The organism is Burkholderia pseudomultivorans (genome assembly GCF_001718415.1).
GTDB classification, from domain to species: domain Bacteria; phylum Pseudomonadota; class Gammaproteobacteria; order Burkholderiales; family Burkholderiaceae; genus Burkholderia; species Burkholderia pseudomultivorans_A.
The window spans coordinates 1,754,052-1,779,398 of record NZ_CP013377.1; the positions used below are offsets into that span (position 1 = coordinate 1,754,052).

Below are 25,347 nucleotides of genomic sequence, written 5' to 3' on the forward strand. Positions count from 1 at the left end.
CCGCCGGGCCGCGTCGCGAAAGACGATGACAAATTGGACACCGTGCGCCCCGGGCGGATTGTGAGCGACCTCACCTAACGCACATTTCGCCGGGGAATCGCCCGGCCGCCCCGTTACGACCCGTGCACGGACACGTTGTCGAACGCCCGCCGCGCGCCGTCCGATAACGGTCCGCCGGCGATCCGGCGCCGCGCGTCACCCGCATCGCCGCCGACCGCGCCGATACACAGCTCGATCACCGACTCCGAACCTGCCGTGCCGAACAACGCATGATCGAGATGGGCTATCGTATGCAGGCGCACGTGGCGCGAGCGGCGGAATGCGCGCCCGACGGCGCCGAAGTGACGACCGACATCGTCGATGCCGGGATCGAGCGCCCCGTACACGAGCAGCGTCCATACATTGCGCTGCGCGAGATGTCGCATCAGGCCGCGCGGCGTGTCGAGCGGCGGCGTCCAGCCCAGGCGTGCGGCGATTTCCATCGCCGGCACGCGCAAGCGTGCGAAGCACTGGCTTGCCAGCGCGCGCACGATCGGGCGCAGGTCGCGCCGCTCGGTGAACAGCCGCTTCCATCTGCGCCAGTCGCGCCCCGACACGAGATAGCCGCGCACCGAATTGTTCCGCTGCTTCTGCACCTCGGCGAGCGTCACGCCCGTCGGCCAGATGAACCGCGCGAGGTTGATCGCGATCACGCCGGTCAGCGCGGTGCTGCGGGTCGCCGCATGCAGCGCCGCATAGGCCCCCGAACAGATGCCGGCCGAGATCACGTTGCGGTAGCCTTGCGACTGCAGCCAGTCCGCCGCGGCGGCGACGTCGTCGATCGCACGATCGGAATACAGGACCCCTGATTGATCGTCGGGTGCGCACGGCCCGCTGTCGCCGACGCCGTCGATGTCGAAGCGCAGCGTCGTGATGCCGACCCGCGCCATCGCACGCGCGAGTCGCACGCCGAACTGGCCTTCGCCGTTGCGCGGATTCGCGGACGTATTGACGATCAGCACGACCGGGCCGTCCGATTGCGGCGCAGCCGCCACGGCGGGTGCGCACAGCACGCCGACCAGCCGGTCGCGCCCCACCGCGACGATACGCTCGGTCATGCCGTTCAGCGCGAGCGTGGGCGCCGCGCGGTCGTCCCACGGTGCGGGTGCTGCCGGTGGTGCGGGAAGCGCCGACACCTGCTCGCCGATCCAGCGCACCATCGCTTCGATCGCCGCGCGCGGCAGGCGCGAACGCGTGCAGTCCAGCATCGTCGTCGGCCAGTCGGAGAACGCCTGGAACGCGACAGTCACGCCACGCGAATGCAGCGCCGCGCGCAACGCGGGGCCGTCCCCTTGCGCGGGCTCGATCAGCAGCATCCGGTCCGGAACGAATGCCGCGTCGCGCACGACGTTGCACAGATCGATCGCCTTCAGCGCATCGACGAAGTCGGCGGGAAAGCGATGTCCGAGCACGTTCAGGCACGGCTCTTCGCGCTGCGCGTCGCGGATCGCCGGCGGCGCCGTGTCGACCCACTGCCGGTGCACGACCGACAGTTCGCGCAGATACGCCCGCCCGCGCACGACCGGCGCCAGCGCGACGATCGCGTCGATGCGCGACCCGCCATCGACGCCGGCCTCGGCCGCGGCGAGCGTCGCGAACAGCACGCCGGCGCGAATCCCGACCAGCGTCAGCGACCTGATGCCGTCCCGCGCACGCAGCAGCTCGATCGCGCGACGCACGCTGGCGACACAGGCGTCGAACCGCCCCGCGTCGAGTTCGTCGCCGGCCGAATCGCCGGAACCGGGATAGTTGAAACGCAGCGTCGTGATGCCCTTGCCCGCGAGCTGCTCCGCGAGCGCACGCGTCAGCTTGTGCGTCCAGATGGCCTCGTGGCCCAGCGACTCGCAGATGATCACGGCATGCTCCGCATGCCCTTCATGGAGCCAGCCCATACAGCCGTCAAACGCTATCGGCTTCACTCGGTACTCCTCGGATAAGTCTTGTTATCGAATACCGGCAAATCGCTCCGGCTGGTCCGACCGAAGTCCGGGCCGCACGCGCCGATAGCGCGCCCTCCCGCGGATCTGCCGGCGCACTGCCGGTCGCCTGCGCGGCGCTGCCGGCGCAGACGCGCATCGACACGGATATCGCACGGCCCGTGTTGTCGTTTGCATTCGTGCGGCACGAATGCTGCCGCCGAACGCTTGTGCATGCCGGTGTCGTCTGGCCGCTCCGCCGGTGCTCCCGTGCAGTTCGTGCGCTGCACCGGGCCGGCGGTGTCGGACGCTCGCGCATGCGACCGGACGAATACCGATGGCCGATTAGACCATTCATGCTGCTTGCGCTTCGGTGCGCCAGATGACAGACGGATTCGATCGCGCGGCGACGCAACGCGTCGTGTGCGCGAGCAATTTTTTGCGACGCGCGGCACGCTTCGTCGTCGGCCGCGACATCGCCGCGAGGCCGCGCGACCGGTAGTTCTTGCCGCGCCGCGCACGCCGAACACGCACGATTGACCGCTTTTTCCACACGGCCCGACCGTCGTTTCACAAAGATCGCAGGAATCGGTAGAAACACTGATGCTGTAGTCAGACTACATTCATACCATTGGTCGCTGCAGAGAATTGCTACATCCGATTCGACAACGCCGGGCGGCCCGTGCACCGCGCCCGCCGATGCGTGTCGGGCCCAACCGGCCGCAACGATTCTCCGCACGGCCTGGCATGCCGACGCCGCAGACACCCCGCATTGCCAGCCTGGTGCGTCCGGTGCGAATCCACTGGACGCGCGCAGCGCCAGACTTCATCCGAACAACCGGCAACACGATCATGGAGAGCAACATGCGGGACACACTCTGGCCGGCCGCCGTGCTGGCAGCGACCCTCTGCGCCAATGTCCATGCGGGCACGGCCGATTTCACGCCATCCACCGACAGCATCGATGCGTTCGCGTCGGCCGCCGCGCAGCGGCGCGCCGATCTGCTCGTGCGCAAGATGACGCTCGACGAGAAGCTGCAGTTCATTCATTCGAAATACGAAATGTCGAGCGTGCCGGGCGGCGGCGCCGGCTATATCCAGGGCGTGCCGAGGCTCGGCATTCCCGACCTGAACATGGTCGATTCGGCGACCGGCTCCGGCAGCACGTCGCAACCCAGCACGACCTTTCCGGCGACGATCGCGGTCGCCGCGAGCTGGGACCGGCGCCTGTCGTACGACTACGGCAAGCAGGTCGCGATCCAGTTGCGCGCGCAAGGATTCGGGATGGGGCTCGGCGGCGGCACCAACCTCGCGCGCGAGCCGCGCGGCGGCCGGCTGTTCGAGTATCTCGGCGAGGATCCGCTGCTCGCCGGCGACCTGCTCGCCGAGCGCACGCTGGCCACGCAGCGTCAGAAGGTCATCGCGACCATCAAGCACTACGCGGGCAACGAGCAGGAGCACGGCCGGATGGGCGGCAACTCGCAGATCGACGAGCGCACGCTGCGCGAGCTGTACCTGCTGCCGTTCGAGATCGCCGCGAAGCGCGGGCAGCCCGGCAGCGTGATGTGCAGCTACAACCGGCTGAACGGCGACTATGCGTGCGAGAACACGCACCTGCTCAACGACGTGCTGAAGAACGAATGGGGGTTCCAGGGCCAGGTGCAGTCCGACTGGGGCGCAACGCACAGCACGGCCGCCGCGATCAACGCCGGGCTCGACGAGGAAGAGGACGTCGGGCCGACCGTGTACCTGACGCCGGCCGCCGTCAAGCAGGCGATCGCGAACGGCTCGGTGTCGACCGCGCGCCTCGACGACATGGTGCGGCGCAAGCTGGCGGTGATGATTCGCGTCGGCGTGATGGACGATCCGGCCCGCGGCGGCGGCACGATCGATTTCGCGGCGGCGAACCGCTTCGCACAGTCCGTCGCCGAACAGTCGATCGTGCTGCTGAAGAACGACGGCAACCAGTTGCCGCTCGCCGCGTCGGCGCTGTCGCGCATCGCGGTGATCGGCGGCCACGCGGACGCGGCCGTGATGTCCGGCGGCGGCTCCGGCAATACGCGCGACCCGGTCACCGGATCGTTCGCCGGCTGCGGCGGCCTGACGTTCGGCTCGTCGACCGGCTGCAGCTGGTGGCGCAATCCGTGGCTGAAGGTCGACGTGCCGATCGTCGCGGCGATCCGTGCGCTCGCGCCGGCCGCGCAGGTCACGTTCGCGGGCAACAGCGACCAGCAGTCGCCGTTTCGCGCATACACGCAGCAGGAGATCGACCAGGCGGCGGCGCTCGCCGGCCGCTCGGACGTCGCGATCGTCGTGGTCGCGCAGCCGGCCGGCGAGGATTTCGGCGATCTGCAAAGCCTGAGCCTCGCGAACCCGTCGAACCAGGATGCGCTGGTCGAAGCGGTCGCGCGCGCGAATCCGCATACGATCGTCGTCGTGCAGAGCGGCAATCCGGTGCTGATGCCGTGGAAGGACCAGGTGTCCGCGATCGTCGAGGCGTGGTATCCGGGCGAAGGCGGCGGCAAGGCGATCGCGAACGTGCTGTTCGGCGCGGTCAATCCGTCCGGCAGGCTGCCCGTGACCTTTCCGGCCCGCGACCAGGACACGCCGACCTGGGGTGCGAACGGCACGTTCGACAACGATCCCGTCTATGCGGAAAAGCTCGACATGGGCTATCGCTGGTACGACGCGCGCAACATCAAGCCGATGTTCGAATTCGGCTACGGGCTGTCGTATACGCATTTCGCGTATTCGGGGCTGTCGGTGTCGCGGCAGGGGGACGGCTCGCTGAGCGTGTCGTTTACCGTGCGCAACGACGGCCGCGTCGCCGGCACGGACACGCCGCAGGTCTATCTCGGCGTGCCGTATAAAGACGAACCGCCCAAGCGGCTGGTTGGCTGGGAGAAGATCCGGCTCAATCCGGGCGACGCGCGGCACGTTCGCCTGACCGTGTCGCCGCGGATGCAGAGCGTCTGGGATACGTCGCGCAACGGCTGGCGCTATGTGCCGGGCGCCACGGTATATGTCGGCGCGTCGTCGCGCGATATCCGCCTGCAGGGACGCTGAGCGAGCGGGTCGATGAAGCGGCGCGGGCGGGTCGCGACCGCCTGCGCCGCGCAGACAGCGGCGTCGCGCCGTTCCGCCAGCCGCCGCTCACAGTTGCGATTCGATCGGAAACAGCCCGAGAAACCACACCTCCATCCGGCGCGGCACCGACACCTCCGGTTCGTGGTCGAACTCGGTGACCGTCCCGTCCGCATCGGTCTGCACCCACTTGAGCCGCTGCGCGCCCGCCGCATCGGTGCCCAGCTCGACGCGCCACGCAATCTGGTCGAGCCGCGACTCGACATCCGTCGCCACCTCGGATGCGATCGCCGGGCTCTCGCAGTAGACGCCGATCTCCGTATTGAGATTCAGCGAGCGCGGATCGAGGTTCATCGAGCCGATGAAGACGCTCTCGCGGTCGAACACATAGGTCTTCGCATGCAGCGATGCGCGCGACGACCCGATCAGGACCTGCTTCGAGATGCTCCTGTCGCCGGACGGCCGTCGTTCGTAGAGCCGCACGCCGGCCTCGACCAGGTCGCGCCGATAGCGCCGGTACCCGGCATGCACGGCGGCCACGTCGGTCGACGCAAGCGAATTGGTCAGCACCGTCACGCGCACGCCGCGCGCCGTCATTGCGCGCAGGCGCTCGATGAAGTCCTTCCCGGGGACGAAATACGGCGACACGATCAGCAGCTCGTGCTGCGGCTGCAGCGCAAGCGCACGCAGCTTCGGCAGCAGATGCCCGTCGCTGTCCTTCGGCTTGTGCGCGATCTTCGCCGGATCGTCGTACAGCACGGTCGCATGCCCCCACGACAACTCCGTCCCCTCTCCGTGGATGATCTGATCGAGCCTTTGGCGGGCCTTGAGGACGTAAGGATTGTCCTCCATCGCCCTCAGGTAGTCGCGCAGCCGTTCGCGCTCCTCGTCCAGGCCTTCCGACGTCGCCTCGTGCCCGACCAGCGCATCCACCGGATACGCGTACGGGGAATTCCAGAACGTATCGAATTCGTCGGAGATGTCGTTGACGACCGGCCCGTGCACCACGACGTCCAGATCGCCGAAGTCGAGCATCGACGAGGCGCCGAAGTACTCGTCGCCGATGTTGCGGCCGCCGATGATCGCCGCCTGATTGTCCGCGACCATCGCCTTGTTGTGCATGCGCCGATTGATGCGCGCGAACTCGAATACGGCGCCGAGCTTCTTGAAGTGCCGCGTCGCGACCGGATTGAACAGCCGGATCCCGATGTTCGGATGAGCGCTGATCTCGAGCAGCTTGCGATCGTCCGCGTTCGTGCCGAGATCGTCGAGCAGGACGCGCACGCGCACGCCGCGGTCTGCCGCGCGGATGATCGCATCGGCCAGCTGATGCCCGGTCAGGTCGTCGTGCCAGATGTAGTACTGCAGGTCGAGCGAACGGTCCGCGCGATCCGCAAGCAGCACGCGCGCGTCCAGCGCATCGACCGGATCGCGCAGCACGTGGAACGCATCCTCGCCCGGATGCGCCTGTGCCTGCTGCCGGAACGCGACGCCCAGCCGCGTGTTCGCCGTGTCGGTAAACGCATGTGTCGGCGTGCGGCCGGCCTGCGGCGGCAGGCTGGCACACGCGACCAGCGCCAGCAGCGAAAGAATCGCACTCCACGAACGCAGCGTCGCCATGATTGCCGCTCCCCTGTCGGGCAAAGTCTGTTTGTTCTGGTTGCCGCCGGATCGCCGCGCCGGTCGGCTGTCCGTCGGGTTCGACCGGTATGCAGGCCGATCGCGCCGCGTCAAAGCATACTTCGATTGATGTCGGCGCGGCGAGCGCTCGGTGTTTTCCCGAGGGCGTCCGGTTCAGCGATACGCAATGCCGGCCCCCTAGTCCGTCGGTTGCCACAGCTTCTTGTCGTTCAGGCAGCGGGCAATCGGAACGAGGCGTGTATGGCTGATCTTGCTGACGTGACTGTATTCGACGGATTCGAACACCATGCACGCGCATGTCAGATAGTCCTCGTTATGGACACCGGAATACACTTCCGATCGCGTCGTATTCGGATACATGTCCGACTGCCGAATGACGGGCCAGCGCCCCGCATTCCGGTCGATCCTCCAGTTCTGCTCGCCGTCCCGAAACACGACCTCGTTCTCCCTCACGCCGCCCGACGACAGATCCAGCCAGCCGCATCGATCGCCCGACGCGTGAGCGGCGGCCGGGCCCGTCAATACGAGCGCCGCACACGATACGGCACACCATTGCCGGATACGAAGAACGAACCGCCATCGGCTATCGTGCATCGCCACCTCGATCAGGATTTCGGAGCGAACTTCCAGCCGCGCCCGCTGTATTCCAGCGATACGTACCGGTCCCGCCCGTTGGATTGGTCATAACCGCCGAAGAACATCAGGTTGCCGAGCCGGCGATACGGACCATACTCGGCTGCGTCACGAACCTTGTGGCCGTGCAGCGTCATGTCGATGGCGTTGGCCCAGTCCTCGAAACCCGACGCAACCCGAATCGAATATCTGACGTCCGTCCGGTACGAACCGGTGAGATCCTTGTATACGCTCCCGTTGATCTGCGACCGGTCCGACGAGTCGCCGACAAAGAAATCGGCCTCGAGCGAAGTAAAGCCGTCGTACACATAGCGGCCGAAGCACAGCGCCTTCGACGTCCCGCCGGCCTGGGCGCGCACATACGGTTTCGCCCGCGGAGCAAGGTCGTAGATGCGCCTTTCATGCGGATAGAACTGTACCGGCCCGGCATTCGGATTCGGCACGACCTTGCGGGTGACGAAGCCGATGTCGGCCAGCGCCTCCAGCAGCGCCAGCGTATATTTGGTCTGCGTGTACACCGGCGCGTCGAAATCGTAAGTGACCGGCCAGCGGCGATATTCGTCGCACACTTCGCCGCTCGTGTAGCGCAGCGCATCCTGGCGCGCGAACGCCTCGGCCTCGGACGCCGAAGGCGGGCTCGGAAACGCCTGCGCCCGAACTTCCGAAAGCAGGCCCGGGAATCGGGACCAGCCGAAATAGGCGGCAAGCACCAACGTAATGAGCAGAACGGCCAGCAGATGTCTTTTTTTGAATTGCCTCGTCGCCATCACGATGACTCACTCGCTGCGATTTTCGAAAGGATTCGTTGGATATCGGCATGCGCCGTCGCATCCCGTCATTCCGGCGCATCGGCGATTCTACTCAATTCGCTGCCGGGTCGATTGTCCGGACACCGTTTCGGGCGCGTTGCAAGGCGCGTACGCGCACCGCTGTAAAATCCCGTCGTTTGAGCGGGCGCGGTTCATTCGTCGCCACCGCATTGCCCGATTGATTTCGTTATCGTCTTTACCGCCCGGACCATGACCTATTCGCTTGCCGCCCCCTGTATCCGGGAACTCGAAATCCGCAAGAGCCGCTTCATCGCACATGCGATCCCCGTCGAACACCGCGACGCCGCCATGCTGGAACTGCAGCGCTTGCGCGACGCGCATCCGACGGCCACGCACGTGTGCTGGGCGCTGCTCGCGGGCGGGCAATCGGGCATGTCGGACGACGGCGAGCCGTCCGGCACCGCGGGCCGGCCGATCCTCGAAGTGCTGCGCCACCACGATCTCGACGGCGTCCTCGGCGCGGTCGTGCGCTACTACGGCGGCGTCAAGCTCGGCGCAGGCGGCCTGGTGCGCGCCTATACGGACGCGATCGCGTCGGCGCTGCTCGATGCCGAGCGCGTCGAGCGCATCCGGCACACGCGATTCGCGATCGAGATCGGCTACCCCGACGAGGCGCGCGTGCGCCGCTGGATCGAACAGGCCGGTTACGAACTGGTGGACAGCGCATACGGGATGACGGTGAAGCTCGTGATCAAGCTGCCCGAGACCGCCCAAAGCGACGCGAAATCGGCGCTGTTCGACCTGACCCAGGGGCGCTCGGGTTTCCCGGACCTGTAACGACGGCCACGGTCGCGCGCCGATGCAGACGCGACCGTGCGCCGACGCTCAGTAAACCTCGGGCACGATCATGTCGTCCGGCACGGGCCGGCGAATGTAGTCCTCGTGGTGCTCGCGCTGCGGCAGGTCGATCGGTGCGCGCGGCACCTCGTGATACGGCACCTGGCTCAGCAGATGGTGGATGCAGTTCAGCCGCGCGCGCTTCTTGTCGACGGCCTGCACGACCCACCAGGGCGCTTCCGGAATATGCGTGCGCTGCAGCATCTCTTCCTTCGCGGCCGTATAGGCTTCCCAGCGGCGGCGGCTCTCGAGGTCCATCGGGCTCAGCTTCCACTGCTTCAGCGGATCCTCGATCCGGCTCTGGAAACGCAGCTCCTGCTCGTGATCGGTGATCGAGAACCAGTACTTGACGATCTGGATCCCGCTGCGCGCGAGCATCTTCTCGAACTCGGGCACCGACCGGAAAAACTCCTCGTATTCGTCGTCGGTGCAGAAGTTCATCACGCGCTCGACGCCCGCGCGGTTATACCAGCTCCGGTCGAACAGCACGATCTCGCCGCCGGCCGGCAGGTGTGCGACATAGCGCTGGAAATACCATTGCGTGCGTTCGCGGTTGCTCGGCGCGGGCAGCGCCGCCACGCGACATACGCGCGGGTTCAGCCGCTGCGTGATGCGCTTGATCACGCCGCCCTTGCCGGCCGCGTCGCGGCCCTCGAAGATGACGACGAGCCGGTGTCCGGTGCTCACGACCCAGTCCTGCAGCTTCACGAGTTCGCCCTGCAGCCGGAACAGCTCGCGGAAATACTGCTTGCGGGCCTCGCGGCGCTCCTGCGAGAACAGCAGATCCTCGCCGCCGTCGAAACGACGATCGTCGAGCTCCATCTCGAGCTCTTCGTCGTAGGCATCGACCAGATCCTCCTCGAAACGGCGCCGGCGCGCCTCGAGCGCCTGCATGTCGGAGCGGTCGTCGGTCTCGGTACGCGTGTCGTTGTCGCCCATGGGGCCTCCTTCCATCACAGTGTCGCAGCCAAACCGCGACATTATCTCAGCCCGACGCGTCAGTTTGATGAATGTCACATGCCGGCGGCGGCCGGCGGGATCCGTCGTGCGCGCCGATGGTGAAGACGGAGCGCCGGGTGCGCCTCACCTTCGCGGACACCTCGCCTCGTCCCGACAACAGCAGGCCGCGACCGGCCGACCGGCTGGGCGCAGTCGACGACCATTCGCGCATGCACTCGCGTGTCCCGGTTAAGTTGCGTGCGCAACGTTTTCGAAAAACGCCCCGCCTTCCGTCCCGTCGCGCCAACGCATCGCAACGGCGCATCGCCGCATCCGCCCCGCAGGCATCCATTGCGCAACGACCGTGCCCGGACATCGCACTGCCCGTCCCGCGACTGTCGCACCGTGCAGGGGTATACGCGATGTTGCATCCGAAAAAAACTTTGCTTAGAGTGCATCCCATCGATCCGGCGGACAAAGACGTCCCACGATCGTGCGCAGCGCGCGCCCGACAGCCGCGCTTCGCCGGCCTCCTGACAGGCCCCCGATCCGCATTCCCGTTATCCGACAGCGTTGTCGGATGAACGAACCGGCAAAGAAGCCCTTGCCTCGCTCGTCGAGGCAAGGGCTTTTTTTGCTTTCCGAAAACGTACGCGTTACCCGTTCCAGGAGCACACCATGCGTCATGGCGATATTTCCAGCAGCAACGACGCCGTCGGCGTCGCCGTCGTCCAGTACAAGATGCCGCGCCTGCATACGCGCGCCGACGTGATCGCAAACGCGCGCGAGATCGCAGAGCGCGTCGTCGGCATCAAGCGCGGCCTGCCCGGCATGGACCTGATCGTGTTTCCCGAGTATTCGACGCACGGGATCATGTACGACGCGAAGGAGATGTACGACACCGCGTCGACGATCCCCGGCGAGGAAACCGACATCTTCGCGGCCGCGTGCCGCAAGGCCAACGTGTGGGGCGTGTTCTCGCTGACGGGCGAACGTCACGAGGAACACCCGAACAAGGCGCCCTACAACACGCTGGTGCTGATCAACAATCACGGCGAGATCGTGCAGAAGTACCGCAAGATCATGCCGTGGGTTCCCGTCGAAGGCTGGTATCCGGGCGACTGCACGTACGTCGCCGAGGGGCCGAAGGGACTGAAGATCAGCCTGATCATCTGCGACGACGGTAACTATCCGGAGATCTGGCGCGACTGCGTGATGCGCGGCGCCGAACTGGTCGTGCGCTGCCAGGGCTACATGTACCCGGCGAAGGACCAGCAGGTGCTCGTGTCGAAGGCGATGGCGTTCATGAACAACTGCTACGTGGCGGTCGCGAACGCGTCCGGATTCGACGGCGTGTACTCGTATTTCGGCCACTCGGCGATCGTCGGCTTCGACGGCCGCACGCTCGGCGAATGCGGCGAGGAAGAGAACGGCGTGCAGTATGCGGAGCTGTCGGTCAGCCTGATTCGCGACGCGCGCCGCAACATGCAGTCGCAGAACCACCTGTACAAGCTGCTGCATCGCGGCTACACCGGCAAGATCGGTTCCGGCGAAGCGCCGAACGGCGTCGCGCAGTGCCCGTTCGAGTTCTATGCGAACTGGGTGAACGACCCCGACGGCACGCGCCAGGCCGTCGAGCGGCTCACGCGCGCGACGCCCGGCACGCCCGAATGCCCGATCGACGGCATTCCGTCCGAAGCGCCCGCGCATCGCTGAACGCCGCCCGTCCGTTCGCGCCGCGAGCGCGAACGGCGCCCGCCCTTTCCGGAGTTTTCGTCATGCTCGGTGTCGCTCTCTTCTTCATCGGCGCGGTGCTGGTCGTCAACGGCGTTGCGCTGACCGGCCGCATCGAGCCGCGCGATGCGGCCGGCCTGAACCTGCTCGTCGGGCTGCTTGCGCTGCTGATCAATCTCGCGGGCCTCGCGCAGGCGTCCGCGCCGGCGCAGTATTTCGCGAGCGCCGGCGGCCTGCTGTTCGCGTTCACCTACCTGTATCTCGCGGCCGTCCAGTGGCGCGGGCTGCAAGGCGCGGGGCTCGGCTGGTATTGCCTGTTCGTCGCGATCAGCGCGCTCGTCTATGCGGGCACGTCGCACGACGTGCGGTTCGGCGCGATGTGGCTGCTGTGGTCGAGCCTGTGGTTCCTGTTCTTCGTCGCGCTCGGACTCAAGCGGCGCGTGCGCTTCCTGCCCGGCTACACGATCGCGATCGGCGTCGGCACCTGCTGGCTGCCCGGGATGCTGATGATGACGGGGAGGTGGTGATGACCGCACGCGATACGCCGCTCGCTGCCGATCCGCTTGCCGGTCACCGCATCGCCGACGCGCCGTTCTACCAGTCGGCCGGCGCCGAGGCCGACTGGTTCGAGACGGCCTGCCGCCAGCATCTGCCGGTGCTGCTGAAAGGGCCGACCGGCTGCGGCAAGACCCGTTTCGTCGAGTACATGGCGTGGCGCATGGGCCTGCCGCTGATCCAGGTCGCGTGCAACGACGATACGTCGGCCGCGGACCTGACGGGCCGTCACCTGCTCGACGCCAACGGCACCTACTGGGCCGACGGGCCGCTCACGCTCGCAGCGCGGCATGGCGCGATCTGCTATCTCGACGAGATCGTCGAGGCGCGCCCCGACGCGACGGTCGTGATCCACCCGCTGACCGACTCGCGGCGCGTGCTGCCGCTCGACCGGCTCGGCGAGGTCGTGCACGCGCATCCGGATTTCCATCTGGTGATCTCGTACAACCCCGGCTATCACGGCGAGCACCGGCGGCTGAAGCCGTCCACGCGGCAGCGCTTCGTCGCGATCGACTTCGGCTATCCGGATGCCGCGCACGAAACCGACGTCGTCGTGCGCGAAAGCGGCGCCGACCGCGACACCGCGGGCCGGCTCGTCGATCTCGCGCAGCGCACGCGCGCGCTGGCCGGCAACGGGCTCGACGAAGGCGCATCGACGCGCCTGCTCGTGCACGCGGCCCGGCTGATCGTCGCGGGGCTCGCGCCGCTCGATGCGTGCCGGATCGCGATCTGCGACGCGGCCACCGACGATCCCGACACGCGCGCCGCGCTGCACACGATGGCCGCCGCGCACTTCGCGACATGAGTGCGCTGCAGCTTGCCCGCTTCCTGCACGGGATGACCGCGCGCGAGACCGACGTGCGGCTCGACGATGCCGCGCCGCGCGCGACGCTCGGCCATGCCGCCCTGCATGTGCCGCGCGCGTTGCCACCCGACGCCCGGGTCGCGGCGGCCGCGCACGCGCTGGCGCACTGGCGCCATTCGCCGTCGGGCGAGCCCGTCGACGCACTGACGCCGATCGGCGTCGCGATCGCCGGGCTGATCGAGGACGCGCGCGTCGAAACGCTGCTCGCCGCCGAGTGGCCGGGGCTCGCGACTTTCTGGGCGCCCGCGTTCGCGCCGATCGAGCGCGAAGGACTCACGTTCGGCCGTCTCTGCGCGCGGCTTGCGAAGGCGCTGTTCGATCCGTCGTACCGCGACGGCAACCCTTGGGTCGACAAGGGCGCGCGGCTGTTCGACGCGCGGCGCGACGCGCTCGACGACTACCGCGCGTTTCGCTCGATCGCGTCGCGGCTCGCGAACGATCTCGGCCAGATGCGCGTGCGCTACGAGCCCGACGACGGCAGCTGGCTGCCGTATCGCGACGACAACGCGCGGCTGTGGGCGCAGCCGGCCGCTGCCGCCGAACGCGCCGGCAACGAAGGCATCGAGACGTCGGCCGCGACCGGTAGCGCGGGCGGTACGCAGGACGACGAAGCGCCGCCCGCGCCCGATGCGCCGCGTTATCCGGAATGGAATTGCCACACGCAGCGCGAACGGCCCGACTGGACGACGATCGTCGAACGCGCGCCGACCGCATCCGCGCCGTCGCCTGCGCTGGCCGCGCTGATCGACGCCGACCGGCGCGCCGCGAAACGCATCGCGAGCCCCCGTGCGTCGGAACCGATGCGACGCATCGGCCGCCAGCTCGACGGCGACGCGCTCGACATCGATGAGGCAATCGCGGCGCGCATCGCCCGACGCGCCGGGCATGCAGCCGATCCGCGCGTGTTCCGCCGCCGCGCGCCGCACGATGCGCGCGGGCCGGTGCTGATCCTGCTCGACCTGTCGGCGTCGACGGCCGCGCAGGTCGCCGCGCTCGAGAAGCGCGCCGCATTCGTGCTCGGCGACCTGTTCGACCGGCAGCGCCGGCGCTGGGCCGTGCACGGCTATACGTCGGACGGCCGGCATCGCGTGTACTACGCGCGCTTCAAGGATTTCGGCGACGCGTTCGACGCAGGCCGCCGCACGGCGCTGCTGACGGCCGACGCCGGCATGAGCACGCGCACCGGCGCGGCCTTGCGCCATGCGCTGGCGCTGCTGCGCCGCGAGACGGCGTCCGAACGGGCCGCCGTGCTGATGATCGGCGACGGCGAGGCCGCCGACATCGACGTGTTCGATCCGCGCTACCTCGTCGAGGATGCACGCCATGCCGCGCGCCAGGGCCGGCAGCGCGGCGTCGCGATCGCGGGCCTGTCGTTCGGCGCGCCGCCCGGCTTGTCTACAATACTCGGCGGCGGCCCGCACTGCGTGCACGCGGCGAACGGCGACGCGTTGCCCGCGATCGTCGCGCGAACGGCCGGGCGCCTGACCGCCTGACGGCCTCATCAGCAGAAACAGGACAGACCCGATGAAGAGTGTGAAGGTTGGCGTATTGTTCTCGCAGAGCGGATGCACGTCGCACCTCGGCCAGAGCCAGTTGCGCGGCACGCTGCAGGCGATCGCCGAGATCAACGAGGCCGGCGGCGCGAACGGCTGCGAGATCGTGCCGGTCGTGCGCGACGCGTGCTCGGACCCGGCCGTCTACGCGCGGCTCGCGGAGGAACTGATCGCGACCGAGCGCGTGAACGTGCTGTTCGGCGCGTACATGTCGAGCAGCCGCAAGGCGCTGATTCCGATCGTCGAGAAGTGGGACAAGCTGCTGTTCTACCCGACTCTCTACGAAGGCTTCGAGTTCTCGCCGAACGTGATCTACACGGGCGCCGCACCGAACCAGAACAGCGTGCAGCTCGCCGCGTTCATGACCGCGCAGTTCGGCGCGCGCGTGTATCTCGTCGGGTCCGACTACATCTACCCGTACGAGTCGAACCGCATCATGATCGATCTCGTCACGCAGCATCCGGAAGGCCAGATCCTCGGCGAGGTGTACATGCCGCTCGTCGCGTCCGAACAGGATTTCGCGCCGGTCGTCGCGGACATCCGCGCGAAGGCGCCCGACTTCGTGTTCAGCACGCTGGTCGGCGACAGCACCGCCGCGTTCTACCGCGCATACGCGCAGGCGGGCCTCGATGCGCGCAGGATGCCGATCGCGAGCCTGACGACGTCGGAGATCGAGCTCCATCAGATGGGCGCGGCGGCGGCCGGCCATTACACGTCGTCACCCTACTTCCAGACCGTCGATTCGGACGTAAACCGGCGCTGCATCGCGCAGCTGAAGGCGCGCTTCGGCGACGACGCCCGCGCGTCCGCACCGTGGGAGGCCGCCTATTTCCAGGTTCATCTGTTCGCGAATGCACTCGCGCGCGCGGGCACCGACCAGCGCGACCGCCTCGTCGAGCATCTCGCCGATGCGGAATTCGACGCGCCGCAGGGACGCGTGAAGATCGACCGGCTCACGCAGCACACGTGCCTGTATCCGCGCATCGGCTGCGCGACGGCCGACGGCGATTTCACGATCGTGCGCGAGGCGACGCGGCGCGTGCATCCCGATCCGTATCTCGTCACGCACTCGCTCGGCGACCGCGTGCACACGCCCGACGAACTGAAGGCCTGACGACGATGCGCGCCCGCACCCCGATCCGCTCGACGCCGCGCCTGCTCGCCGAACTTCGTTCGCTGCGCGTGATGGTTTACTACCCGGACGACGACAACGGCCTGCTGATCATCGAGCAACTGTCGCGCATCGGCTGCCCGAGCGAGCAGCGCTGGCCGCCGCCCGCCGCGCTGCCGGAGAGCGTCGATCTCGTGATCCTCGCGGTGCGGCCCGACCTGCTGCACCTGTCGATCCCGTGGCTGGAGGACGATGCGCGGCCGCCGCTGATCGCCGTGACGACCTACGAAAGCCCGACCATCCTCGAACTGATGCTGCGCATCGACGCGCAGAGCGCGGTCACGACACCCGTGCGCTCGTTCGGGCTGCTGAGCGCGATGGCGCTCGCATGCCACCAGAGCCGTCGGCACGACGAGTACCGGCGCCGCATCGCGCAGCTCGAACAGCGCGTGATGTCCGCGCGCACGCTGCAGGACGCGAAGACGCTGCTGATGCAGCACAACGGCATCAGCGAGGAAGAGGCCTACCAGCAGATCCGCTCGCAGGCGATGGAGCGGCGCGTGTCGATCAACCAGCTCGCCGAGCAGATCGTGCACGCGCATGCGCTGCTGAAGCGGTGACGACGGCCGCTCGATCATGAAAAACGCCGGGCACGGGCCCGGCGTCCATAACATCGCGTTCACGCGATCGCGTGCATGCTCGTGCGAACGTATCGCCTCAGCGGATGATCCGCGTGACGCCGCGCCCGCGCGGATCGGCCACCGCTTCCGGCGTATTGCCGTCGATCTTGATCACCTGGATGTCGCCGCTGAAATCCTGCCCCTTCAGCGTATAGCCGCGCGCCTCGATCTGCTTGGCAAGCTCGCCCTCGATCGGGTGGTACGGCTCCCAGAAGATCGTGTTCGGCGGCAGCAGCTGGTGATGGAAGCGCATCGCGCCGACTGCCTCCTTCAACGGCATCTTGAAGTCGTACACGTTGTTGATCACCTGGAAGATCGACGTAAAGATCCGCGAGCCGCCCGGCGTGCCGATCACGAGCGACACCTTGCCGTCCTTCGTCATGATGGTCGGCGACATCGACGACAGCGGCCGCTTCTTCGGTTCGATCGCGTTCGCGTCGCTGCCGACCACGCCGAACATGTTGGCGACGCCCGGCTTCGCGGAGAAGTCGTCCATCTCGTCGTTCAGCACGATGCCGGTGCCGTCGGCGACCACGCCCGAACCGAAATAGCCGTTGATCGTGTAGGTGTTCGACACCGCGTTGCCCCACTTGTCGACGACCGAGAAGTGCGTCGTCTCGGCCTTCTCCGGCATCGTCGTGCCGAGGCCCGGCTGCACGCTCTTGGTGTCGGCGATCTGCGTCGGATTGACCTCGGCCGCGCGCTTCGCGATATAGGCGTCGTCGGTCAGCTGCGCGACCGGCACCTTGTAGAAGTCGGGGTCGCCGAGATACTGCGCACGATCGGCGAACACGCGCTTCTCGATTTCGGCGATCAGGTGGATGTACTGCGGCGAATTCAGCGGCACGCCTTCGAAATCCTGCTTGAGGTCGGCCTTCATCTTCAGCAGCTGCACGAGGCCGATGCCGCCCGAACTCGGGGGCGGCGCGGTGATCACGTCATAGCCGTTCCATTTCGCCTGCACCGGCTGGCGCCAGACCGCGCGGTACTGCGCGAGATCCTCGGTGGTGATCAGCCCGTTGCCGTCGCCGGTCTTCATCGACGCGGCGATCAACTCGGCCGTCTTGCCCTTGTAGAAGCCTTCCGCGCCGTTGTTCGCGATGCGCGTCAGCACGTCGGCGAGATCGGGCTGCTTGAAGTTCGCGCCGGCCTTCAGGCCGGAGAAGTACTTGTCGAAGTTGGTCTTGCCGCCGAACTCCTTCGACGCGTCGACGCCGCGCTGCGCAAGCTGCTCGTCGACGATGAAGCCGTCGCGCGCATAGTGGATCGCCGGCGCGAGCACCTGCTTCCACTTCAGCTTGCCGAAGCGCTTCTGCGCTTCCCACATGCCTGCGACCGTGCCCGGCACGCCGGCCGCGCGCGGGCCGTAGAGGCTCATGCCCTTGATGACGTTGCCGTCCTTGTCGAGGTACATGTCCTTGGTCGCGGCGAGCGGCGCGCGCTCGCGGTAGTCGATGAAGTAAGGCTTGCCGTCCTTGTAGATCGTCATGAAGCCGCCGCCGCCGATATTGCCGGCTTCCGGGTACGTGACGGCGAGCGTGAACGCGATCGCGACGGCCGCGTCGATCGCGTTGCCGCCTTCCTTGAAGATCCGCTCCGCGGCATCCGCGCTGTATTTGTCGGCCACCGCGACCGCGGAACTCGTCAGGACCGCCGGCTGCGGCCCTTTCGCGTAGACGGGCGCGTTCGGCAGGAAACCGATGCCGGCCGCCGTCGCGAGCACGACAGCGGATGATTTGAAGCGATTCAGCGTAGTCATTGCATGTCCCCCATATGGATCTCCTTCAGGCAGGAATGGGCCTGATCCGTTTATGGCCGCTGGCGCGCCGACAGCCATACGCCGGTTTCGTAGTATAGGGGCACAAAAAGGGTCGAACACGCGACGCGCTCGAAAAGCCGTCGATTGTGTGCGCCCGGTCACGCACCGGCGCCGGCGCGCGCATGCTGCGGCGCGATGGCGCGGTGCACGAAACCGAAAGTTGCAAACTGCGCGGCGGGTCCGCAGCCCATGCAAAAAATCTGCGGGAAAGCGCTCCGCTGCGCGCACCGATCTGCGAAGATAGCGCCCCGCTTGCGCGCCGCATCGTCGCTTCGTTCACGCACTGCTTCACGTTTTCTCGTTCCGTTTCCTATGGCATCTCACAACGCGCATCATGCGTCCGGCTTCGCGGCCGGCGTCGCCGCCGCCGTTCTCGTCGCGCATACCGGCACGACCGGCCCGTGGCATGCAGGCCTCGTCGCCGCATTTGCGGCCGGCGTCGCAGGCGGCACCGCGCCCGACTGGCTCGAACTCGCGTGGTGGAGCCGCAAGCGCCGTCTATGGATCGCGCATCGCACCGTCACGCACTGGGGAATCGGCTGGCTCGCGCTGCTTGCGTTCGCGTGGCACGGGCTCACCCATCAGCCGCATCCGCTGTGGGCCGCGCCGCTGTTCGGCTTCGCGTGCGGCGGCCTGATGCATCTGCTCGCCGACTGGCCGAACCCGCTCGGCGTGCCGTGGATCTGGCGCCGTCATTCGCTGAACCTGTGGAACAGCGGACATTGCGACCTGATCGTGGTCGCCGCCGCGTGGGGCGGCGCGCTGTGGCTCGCGCAATCGCTGTGGACGCGCGCGCCGCTGCTCGAGCACTGGCTCGGCTGGCTGCATCGCGTCTGACGCGGCGCGCTTGCGCAGCATGTTGCGGGAAGGCGCGCGCTCTGCCCGCGTTCGTGACAGGCGCCGCTTGCCCTTCTCGTCGCGCATCGCGTCGAAAGCGGCATTGAAAGCCGCCCGCGCGCCCTCATCTGCCGGGATGCCGCGCATGCGCAGCGCCCGCGCCGCTGCCGCCGTATCGCGTCCGGCACATGGCCGCGACGTCTGGCACACTGGCGATTCGCGCGCCGCGTATCGCGCTCGCTCGCACCCCATTTCAACGAACCGATGGACGTCACCGCCACCCGCCCCGCCACTCGTGCGCTCGACGTGTTCCACCCGGCCGTCGCCGCGTGGTTCCGCCGCACGTTCGCCGCGCCGACCGGCGCGCAGGCGCTCGCGTGGCCGCACATCAAGGCCGGCCGCTCGACGCTCGTCGCCGCGCCGACCGGCTCCGGCAAGACGCTCACCGCGTTTCTCTGCGCGCTCGACGAACTCGTGCGCGATGCGCTCGCGCACGACGGCGCGCTGCCCGACGCGACGCTCGTCGTCTACGTGTCGCCGCTGAAGGCGCTGTCGAACGACATCCACGTGAACCTCGACGCACCGCTCGCCGGCATCGCCGCGTCGCTCGCGCAGCTCGGCCTGCCGGTGCCGGAGATCCGCACCGCGGTGCGCACCGGCGACACCACGCAGGCCGAACGCGCCGCCCTGCGCAAGCGCGCGCCGCACATCCTCGTGACGACGCCCGAATCGCTGTACGTGCTGCTGTCGTCGACGTCGGGACGGCAGATGCTGTCGACCGTGCGATCGGTGATCGTCGACGAGATCCACGCGCTCGCGTCGTCCAAGCGCGGCAGCCATCTCGCGCTGTCGCTCGAGCGCCTCGACGCGCTGACGGGCCGCGCGCTGCCGCGCATCGGACTGTCGGCCACGCAAAAGCCGATCGACGCGGTCGCGCGCTTCCTGGTCGGCGGCCCGGCCGATGCGCCGCGCGACTGCACGATCGTCGACACCGGCCACGTGCGCGAGCGCGACCTCGCGCTCGAACTGCCGAACGTGCCGCTCGAACCGGTGATGGCGACCGACGTGTGGGAACAGGTGTACGACCGGATCGCCGCGCTCGCGGCCGCACATCGCACGACGCTCGTGTTCGTCAACACGCGGCGCACCGCGGAGCGCATGGCGCGCCATCTCGCCGAGCGGCTCGGCAAGGACGCGATCGCCGCGCATCACGGCAGTCTCGCGAAGGAACACCGCTTCGACGCCGAGCAGCGCCTGAAGCGCGGCGAGCTGAAGCTGCTCGTCGCGACCGCATCGCTCGAACTCGGCATCGACATCGGCGATGTCGATCTCGTCTGCCAGGTCGGTTCGCCGCGCGGGATCGCGCCGTTCCTGCAGCGCGTCGGCCGTTCGGGTCACCACGTCGGCGGCATGCCGAAAGGCCGGCTGTTCCCGCTGTCGCGCGACGAACTGGTCGAATGCGCGGCGCTGCTCGATTGCGTGCGGCGCGGCGAACTCGACACGCTGCGGATTCCGCAGGCGCCGCTCGACGTGCTCGCGCAGCAGATCGTCGCCGAAGCCGCATGCGCCGAATGGCAGGAGGACGCGCTTTACGCGAGCTTCACGCGCGCGGCGCCGTATGCGCACCTGTCGCGCGAGCGCTTCGACGAAGTGATGAAGATGCTCGCGGAAGGCTTCTCGAGCCGTCGCGGCGTGCGCGCGGCGTACCTGCACCGCGACGTGGTCGGCGGCACGGTGCGCGGCCGCCGCAATGCGATGATGACCGCGACGACCTCCGGCGGCACGATTCCCGACATGGCCGACTATGCGGTGCTGCTGGAGCCGCAGGGCATCCAGGTCGGCACCGTCAACGAGGATTTCGCGGTCGAGAGCCTCGCCGGCGACGTGTTCCAGCTCGGCAACCAGTCGTACCGGATCATTCGCGTCGAAACCGGGCGCGTGCGCGTCGAGGATGCGCACGGCCAGTCGCCGAGTATTCCGTTCTGGCTCGGCGAGGCGCCGGGGCGCAGCGACGAACTGTCGGCCGCGGTCGGCCGGCTGCGCGCGCGGCTCGACGCGTTGTTCGCCGAAGGCGAGCGGCATGCCCGCGCAAACACGGCAAGCGGAGCGAAGGCCAAGGGCAGCATGAAATCGGCGCCGCCTGCCGGAACCCAAGCCGAGGCCGACGCCGCCGCGCAACGCAGCACGGCTGTTGCCGATCCGGCCCGTCCCCCCGAAAGCCACCTCGCGCCGGCGCTGCACTGGCTCGTCGACGAGCTGCGCGTATCGCCCGACGCCGCGCGCCAGATCGCCGACTACCTCGCCCGCGCGCGGGCCGCGCTCGGCGCGCTGCCGACGCAGGACACGCTCGTGATGGAGCGCTTCTTCGACGAATCGGGCGGCATGCAGCTCGTCATTCATTCGCCGTACGGCAGCCGCATCAACCGCGCGTGGGGGCTGGCGCTGCGCAAGCGCTTCTGCCGCAATTTCAACTTCGAGCTGCAGGCCGCCGCGACCGACGATGCGATCATCCTGTCGCTGTCGCTCGCGCACAGCTTCGCGCTCGACGAAGTGTGGCGCTACCTGCGTTCGGCGAGCGCCGAACACGTGCTGATCCAGGCGCTGCTCGACGCGCCGCTGTTCGGCGTGCGCTGGCGCTGGAACGCGACCACGGCGCTCGCGCTGCCGCGCTTCACGGGCGGCAAGCGCACCGCGCCGCAACTGCAGCGGATGAAGAGCGACGATCTGCTCGCGACCGTGTTCCCCGATCAGGTCGCGTGCCTCGAGAACGTCGTCGGCGAACGCGAGATCCCGCATCATCCGCTCGTCGAGCAGACGCTCGACGACTGCCTGCACGACGCGATGGACACCGACGGCTGGCTCGCGCTGCTGCGCCGGATCGAAAGCGGCGCGATCGAACTCGTCGCGCGCGACCTGCCGGCGCCGTCGCCGCTCGCGGCCGAGATCCTCAACGCAAAGCCCTACGCGTTCCTCGACGACGCGCCGCTCGAGGAGCGCCGCACGCAGGCCGTGCAGTCGCGTCGCTGGAGCGACCCCGAATCGGCCGACGATCTCGGCGCGCTCGACGCCGATGCGATCGACGCGGTGCGCGACGAAGCCTGGCCGCTGGTGCGCGACGCGGACGAAATGCACGACGCGCTGCTGACGCTCGCCTGCATCGCCGACGACGAAGCGCAGGCGCACGAAGGCTGGCCCGCGCGGCTCGCGGAACTGGCCGAACGCCGTCGCGCGACGAAGCTCGCGACGCCGGACGGCGCGGCGCTGTGGGTGCCGGTCGAACGGCTGGTCTGCCTGCGCGCGCTGCATCCCGACGCCCGCCTCTCGCCCGTGCTCAAGATACCGGCCGCGTGCGCCGAACCGTGGGACGCCGATGCCGCGCTCGTCGACGTGATCCGCGCACGGCTCACCGGCTTCGGCCCGCTGCCGCTCGACGCGATCGCGAAACCGCTCGACCTGCCGCCCGCCGCGGTCGCGACGGCGCTTGCCGCGCTGGAGCGCGAGGGCTACGTGATGCGCGGCCGCTTCACGCCGGGCACGACGCTCGACGAATGGTGCGAACGCCACCTGCTCGCCCGCATTCATCGCTATACGGTGAAGCGGCTGCGTCGCGAAATCGAACCGGTCGAGCGCGCCGACTTCATGCGCTTCCTGTTCCACTGGCAACACCTGACGCCCGACACGCGCGGCACGGGCCGCGATGCGCTCGCGGCCGTCGTCGAGCAGCTCGAAGGCTACGAGGCCGCGGCCGGCGCGTGGGAAGACGCGCTGCTGCCCGCACGGCTCACCGACTACACGGCCGGCGGCATCGACGACCTGTGCCGCTCCGGCAAGCTCGTATGGACCCGCATCGGCGCGCCGGCGCGCGCGGCCGGCACGCCCGTGAAAACCACGCCGATCGTGCTGCTGCCGCGCCGCCATCTCGGCGCATGGCAGGCGCTGCGCGATCCCGACGCGCAGCCCACGCTGTCCGCTCGCGCGGCACAGGTGCGCGATGCGCTGGCCGCACACGGCGCGATGTTCTTCGACGCGCTGCTCGACGACCTGCACATGCTGCCCGTCGAACTCGAACAGGCACTCGGCGAACTCGTGTCGGCCGGCCTCGTCAACGCGGACAGCTTCGCGGGCCTGCGCGCGCTGCTGAAGCCGGCAGTCAAGCGCAGCGCGACCTATGCGCCGCGCACGCGGCGCGGCGGCGCACTGATCGGCGGCATGGACGACGCCGGCCGCTGGGCGCTGGTGCAGCGCCCGGCGCCGCCGGTCGACACGCCGGCGACCAGACGCGGCGCGGTCGCCGCAACCGACCCCGACGCGCTCGAACACATCGCATGGACACTGCTGCGCCGCTACGGCGTCGTGTTCTGGCGGCTGCTCGAACGCGAGGCCGACTGGCTGCCGAGCTGGCGCGAACTCGTGCGCGTGCTGCAACGCCTCGAAGCGCGCGGCGAGATTCGCGGCGGGCGCTTCGTCGCCGGGCTCGCGGGCGAGCAGTTCGCGTTGCCCGAGGCGATTCCGATCCTGCGCGAACTGCGGCGGCAACCGGGCGACGGGCAAACCGTCTGCGTGACGGGTGTCGATCCGCTCAACCTCGTCGGCACGCTGCTGCCCGGCGACAAGGTACCCGCGCTCGCCGGCAATCGCGTGCTGTTCCGCGACGGCGTGCCGATCGCATCGCTCGTGTCGGGCGCGTTCCATTACGCGCCCGACCTGTCGCCCGCCGCGCGCGAGGACGCGCGCCTGCGGCTCGCGCGCCGCTACTGACATCGGCTGACATGCGGCACGTCGCGGACTACTGATCGACGCACCGCGTCGCCGCCGACATTCGGGTAGCATCGGACGATTGTTCATCGCGCGCACTGCCGCGCTCACGACAAGATTTCCGGAGACTGTCGCAATGTCCTCGCATGCCGATTCGCCCGCCGCCCGTCACGCCGGCTCGCTGACGATTTTCCAGGGCGCCGCGCTGTATATCGGCGCGGTGCTCGGCACCGGCGTGATCGCATTGCCCGCGCTGGCCGCCGAGGTCGCCGGCCCGGCGTCGCTGCTCGCGTGGGCCGCGCTCGTCGTGCTGTCGGGGCCGCTCGCGGCCACCTTCGCTGCGCTCGGCGCGCGCCATCCCGACGCGGGCGGCGTGTCGACCTATGCGCGCCGCGCGTTCGGGCCGAAGGCGGCCGCGATCGTCGGCTGGTGCTTCTATTTCGCGGTGCCGGCTGGCGCGCCGGCGGCCGCGATGTTCGGCGGCGCCTATGTCGCCGCCGTGACGGGCGGCGGACACACGACGGTCATCGTCACGGCCGCCGCGCTGATCGCGGTCGTCTCGGCCGCGAACGCGTTCGGCGTGACGGTGTCGGGCCGCATGCAGCTCGTGCTGTCCGCGCTGCTCGTCACGCTGTTGCTGGCGGCCGTGCTCGCGTCCGCGCCCCATGCGCGCGCGGCGAACCTGCATCCGTTCGCGCCGCACGGCTGGCTCGCGGTCGGACAAGCCGCCGCGCTGCTCGTGTGGAGCTTCGCCGGATGGGAGGCGATCACGCATCTCGCGGCGGAATTCCGTCGGCCCGCGCACGACATGCCGCGCTCCGCCGGCATCGCGGTGGTCGTCGTCGGCCTGCTGTATCTGTCGGTCGCCGCTGCGAGCGTCGCGGTGCTGGGGCCGTCAGCGGGCGCGTCGGGTGCGCCGCTCGCGGAGCTGATCGCGGGCGGCCTCGGCGGTCATGCGCAAGTGCTGGCTGCGGTGGCCGCGCTGCTGCTCACGCTCGGCACGATGAACGCGTATTTCGCGGGGGCGGCAAAGCTGGGCGCCGCGCTCGGCCGCGACGGCGCATTGCCCGCATGGCTTGCGCAAGGCAGCCAGGTCGGCGGCGTGCCGCGCCGCAGCCTGGGCGTGATCGCCGTGCTCGCGGCCATCGCGCTGGCCGCGACGACGTTTGGTGACGTCGGGCCGAAGCCGCTCGTGCTGGTCACATCGGGATGTTTCGTGATGGTGTACGGGCTCGGCGCGGCCGCCGCGCTGAAGCTGCTGCCGCGCGGCGGCATCGCCCGTCGTTGCGCGTGGATTTCGCTGATCGCCGTCGCGGGGCTGTTCCTGACGACCGGATGGTATTTGCTGTGCCCGCTGCTGCTCGCGGGCGGTGCGCTGCTCTATCTGCGCATGACAGGCGCACACGATTGAGCCGACCGGCATTCGCGGCGACGCGCGGGGCCGCTCGCCGCCCGAGGTCCGTGCCGTCTGCATCGAACCGGCTCGCGCGGGATACGCGCCACGGCGGGTCGTAGCGCG

17 protein-coding genes are annotated in these 25,347 nt (G+C 68.7%); 11 read left to right on the forward strand and 6 right to left on the reverse strand.

The window, feature by feature from the left end:
• Window positions 1-113: 113 nt before the first annotated feature.
• Window positions 114-1,958, reverse strand: a complete 1,845-nt coding sequence (locus WS57_RS07440) for an alpha/beta hydrolase (protein WP_069243979.1) — start codon at window positions 1,956-1,958, stop codon at window positions 114-116.
• 861 nt (window positions 1,959-2,819) lie between these two features.
• Here WS57_RS07440 and WS57_RS07445 point away from each other — a divergent pair.
• Window positions 2,820-5,021 (forward strand): glycoside hydrolase family 3 C-terminal domain-containing protein, encoded by a 2,202-nt coding sequence (locus WS57_RS07445; protein WP_069244354.1) that lies wholly within the window; start codon window positions 2,820-2,822, stop codon window positions 5,019-5,021.
• Between the two features lie 87 nt (window positions 5,022-5,108).
• Here WS57_RS07445 and WS57_RS07450 read toward each other — a convergent pair whose 3' ends face one another.
• From WS57_RS07450 to WS57_RS07460, 3 genes are all read right to left on the reverse strand, one after another.
• Complete coding sequence (locus WS57_RS07450) at window positions 5,109-6,659, reverse strand: phospholipase D family protein (protein WP_059515703.1); 1,551 nt, start codon at window positions 6,657-6,659, stop codon at window positions 5,109-5,111.
• Between the two features lie 198 nt (window positions 6,660-6,857).
• Window positions 6,858-7,274 carry a DUF4087 domain-containing protein gene (locus tag WS57_RS07455; protein WP_155741165.1) on the reverse strand — a complete coding sequence of 139 codons (417 nt, stop codon included), beginning with the start codon at window positions 7,272-7,274 and terminating at the stop codon, window positions 6,858-6,860.
• A gap of 11 nt (window positions 7,275-7,285) precedes the next feature.
• Window positions 7,286-8,080: a hypothetical protein gene (locus WS57_RS07460; RefSeq protein ID WP_059515707.1), complete on the reverse strand. Its 795-nt coding sequence runs from the start codon at window positions 8,078-8,080 to the stop codon at window positions 7,286-7,288.
• Between the two features lie 252 nt (window positions 8,081-8,332).
• On the opposite strand from WS57_RS07460, the gene WS57_RS07465 reads away from it, so the two are divergent.
• Window positions 8,333-8,920 carry an IMPACT family protein gene (locus WS57_RS07465; RefSeq protein ID WP_059515709.1) on the forward strand — a complete coding sequence of 196 codons (588 nt, stop codon included), beginning with the start codon at window positions 8,333-8,335 and terminating at the stop codon, window positions 8,918-8,920.
• A gap of 48 nt (window positions 8,921-8,968) precedes the next feature.
• Here the strand turns inward: WS57_RS07465 and ppk2 are convergent, their stop codons facing one another.
• Complete coding sequence (gene ppk2 / locus WS57_RS07470) at window positions 8,969-9,919, reverse strand: polyphosphate kinase 2 (protein WP_009692322.1); 951 nt, start codon at window positions 9,917-9,919, stop codon at window positions 8,969-8,971.
• A gap of 678 nt (window positions 9,920-10,597) precedes the next feature.
• Here ppk2 and WS57_RS07475 point away from each other — a divergent pair.
• The 6 genes from WS57_RS07475 to WS57_RS07500 all read left to right on the forward strand — a co-directional run bounded on the left by WS57_RS07475 (window position 10,598) and on the right by WS57_RS07500 (window position 16,357).
• Window positions 10,598-11,635 (forward strand): aliphatic amidase, encoded by a 1,038-nt coding sequence (locus WS57_RS07475; protein WP_009692321.1) that lies wholly within the window; start codon window positions 10,598-10,600, stop codon window positions 11,633-11,635.
• Between the two features lie 62 nt (window positions 11,636-11,697).
• Complete coding sequence (locus WS57_RS07480) at window positions 11,698-12,180, forward strand: AmiS/UreI family transporter (protein ID WP_059515711.1); 483 nt, start codon at window positions 11,698-11,700, stop codon at window positions 12,178-12,180.
• A complete protein-coding gene (locus tag WS57_RS07485) occupies window positions 12,180-13,013 on the forward strand; it encodes a CbbQ/NirQ/NorQ/GpvN family protein (protein WP_059515796.1) in 834 nt (277 codons plus the stop codon). The genes WS57_RS07480 and WS57_RS07485 overlap by 1 nt, the downstream gene beginning before the upstream one ends.
• Window positions 13,010-14,566 (forward strand): nitric oxide reductase activation protein, encoded by a 1,557-nt coding sequence (locus WS57_RS07490; protein ID WP_069243980.1) that lies wholly within the window; start codon window positions 13,010-13,012, stop codon window positions 14,564-14,566. Before WS57_RS07485 ends, WS57_RS07490 begins: the two co-directional genes overlap by 4 nt.
• A gap of 31 nt (window positions 14,567-14,597) precedes the next feature.
• The gene (locus WS57_RS07495; protein WP_009694473.1) at window positions 14,598-15,740 is read left to right on the forward strand and encodes a transporter substrate-binding domain-containing protein; all 1,143 of its coding nucleotides are present in this window, start codon (window positions 14,598-14,600) and stop codon (window positions 15,738-15,740) included.
• A 5-nt stretch (window positions 15,741-15,745) separates the two neighbouring features.
• Complete coding sequence (locus WS57_RS07500; RefSeq protein WP_009694474.1) at window positions 15,746-16,357, forward strand: ANTAR domain-containing response regulator; 612 nt, start codon at window positions 15,746-15,748, stop codon at window positions 16,355-16,357.
• A 97-nt stretch (window positions 16,358-16,454) separates the two neighbouring features.
• On the opposite strand, the gene ggt is transcribed toward WS57_RS07500, so the two are convergent.
• Window positions 16,455-18,176: a gamma-glutamyltransferase gene (gene ggt / locus WS57_RS07505; RefSeq protein WP_009694475.1), complete on the reverse strand. Its 1,722-nt coding sequence runs from the start codon at window positions 18,174-18,176 to the stop codon at window positions 16,455-16,457.
• 372 nt (window positions 18,177-18,548) lie between these two features.
• Between ggt and WS57_RS07510 the strand changes: the two genes are divergently transcribed.
• The 3 genes from WS57_RS07510 (at window position 18,549) to WS57_RS07520 (ending at window position 25,239) form a co-directional block, all read left to right on the forward strand.
• Window positions 18,549-19,073 carry a metal-dependent hydrolase gene (locus tag WS57_RS07510; RefSeq protein WP_009694477.1) on the forward strand — a complete coding sequence of 175 codons (525 nt, stop codon included), beginning with the start codon at window positions 18,549-18,551 and terminating at the stop codon, window positions 19,071-19,073.
• A gap of 264 nt (window positions 19,074-19,337) precedes the next feature.
• Window positions 19,338-23,831, forward strand: a complete 4,494-nt coding sequence (locus tag WS57_RS07515; RefSeq protein ID WP_069243981.1) for a DEAD/DEAH box helicase — start codon at window positions 19,338-19,340, stop codon at window positions 23,829-23,831.
• A 133-nt stretch (window positions 23,832-23,964) separates the two neighbouring features.
• Window positions 23,965-25,239: an APC family permease gene (locus WS57_RS07520; RefSeq protein ID WP_069243982.1), complete on the forward strand. Its 1,275-nt coding sequence runs from the start codon at window positions 23,965-23,967 to the stop codon at window positions 25,237-25,239.
• Window positions 25,240-25,347: the final 108 nt, after the last annotated feature.

Coding starts and splice junctions, on each gene's coding strand:
- WS57_RS07445 (WP_069244354.1), top strand. CDS start 2,820: ATGCGGGACACACTCTGGCCGGCCGCCGTGCTGGCAGCGACCCTCTGC.
- WS57_RS07495 (WP_009694473.1), top strand. CDS start 14,598: ATGAAGAGTGTGAAGGTTGGCGTATTGTTCTCGCAGAGCGGATGCACG.
- WS57_RS07490 (WP_069243980.1), top strand. CDS start 13,010: ATGAGTGCGCTGCAGCTTGCCCGCTTCCTGCACGGGATGACCGCGCGC.
- WS57_RS07500 (WP_009694474.1), top strand. CDS start 15,746: ATGCGCGCCCGCACCCCGATCCGCTCGACGCCGCGCCTGCTCGCCGAA.
- ppk2 (WP_009692322.1), bottom strand. CDS start 9,919: ATGGGCGACAACGACACGCGTACCGAGACCGACGACCGCTCCGACATG.
- WS57_RS07520 (WP_069243982.1), top strand. CDS start 23,965: ATGTCCTCGCATGCCGATTCGCCCGCCGCCCGTCACGCCGGCTCGCTG.
- WS57_RS07515 (WP_069243981.1), top strand. CDS start 19,338: ATGGACGTCACCGCCACCCGCCCCGCCACTCGTGCGCTCGACGTGTTC.
- WS57_RS07480 (WP_059515711.1), top strand. CDS start 11,698: ATGCTCGGTGTCGCTCTCTTCTTCATCGGCGCGGTGCTGGTCGTCAAC.
- ggt (WP_009694475.1), bottom strand. CDS start 18,176: ATGACTACGCTGAATCGCTTCAAATCATCCGCTGTCGTGCTCGCGACG.
- WS57_RS07485 (WP_059515796.1), top strand. CDS start 12,180: ATGACCGCACGCGATACGCCGCTCGCTGCCGATCCGCTTGCCGGTCAC.
- WS57_RS07455 (WP_155741165.1), bottom strand. CDS start 7,274: ATGCACGATAGCCGATGGCGGTTCGTTCTTCGTATCCGGCAATGGTGT.
- WS57_RS07450 (WP_059515703.1), bottom strand. CDS start 6,659: ATGGCGACGCTGCGTTCGTGGAGTGCGATTCTTTCGCTGCTGGCGCTG.
- WS57_RS07475 (WP_009692321.1), top strand. CDS start 10,598: ATGCGTCATGGCGATATTTCCAGCAGCAACGACGCCGTCGGCGTCGCC.
- WS57_RS07510 (WP_009694477.1), top strand. CDS start 18,549: ATGGCATCTCACAACGCGCATCATGCGTCCGGCTTCGCGGCCGGCGTC.
- WS57_RS07460 (WP_059515707.1), bottom strand. CDS start 8,080: ATGGCGACGAGGCAATTCAAAAAAAGACATCTGCTGGCCGTTCTGCTC.
- WS57_RS07465 (WP_059515709.1), top strand. CDS start 8,333: ATGACCTATTCGCTTGCCGCCCCCTGTATCCGGGAACTCGAAATCCGC.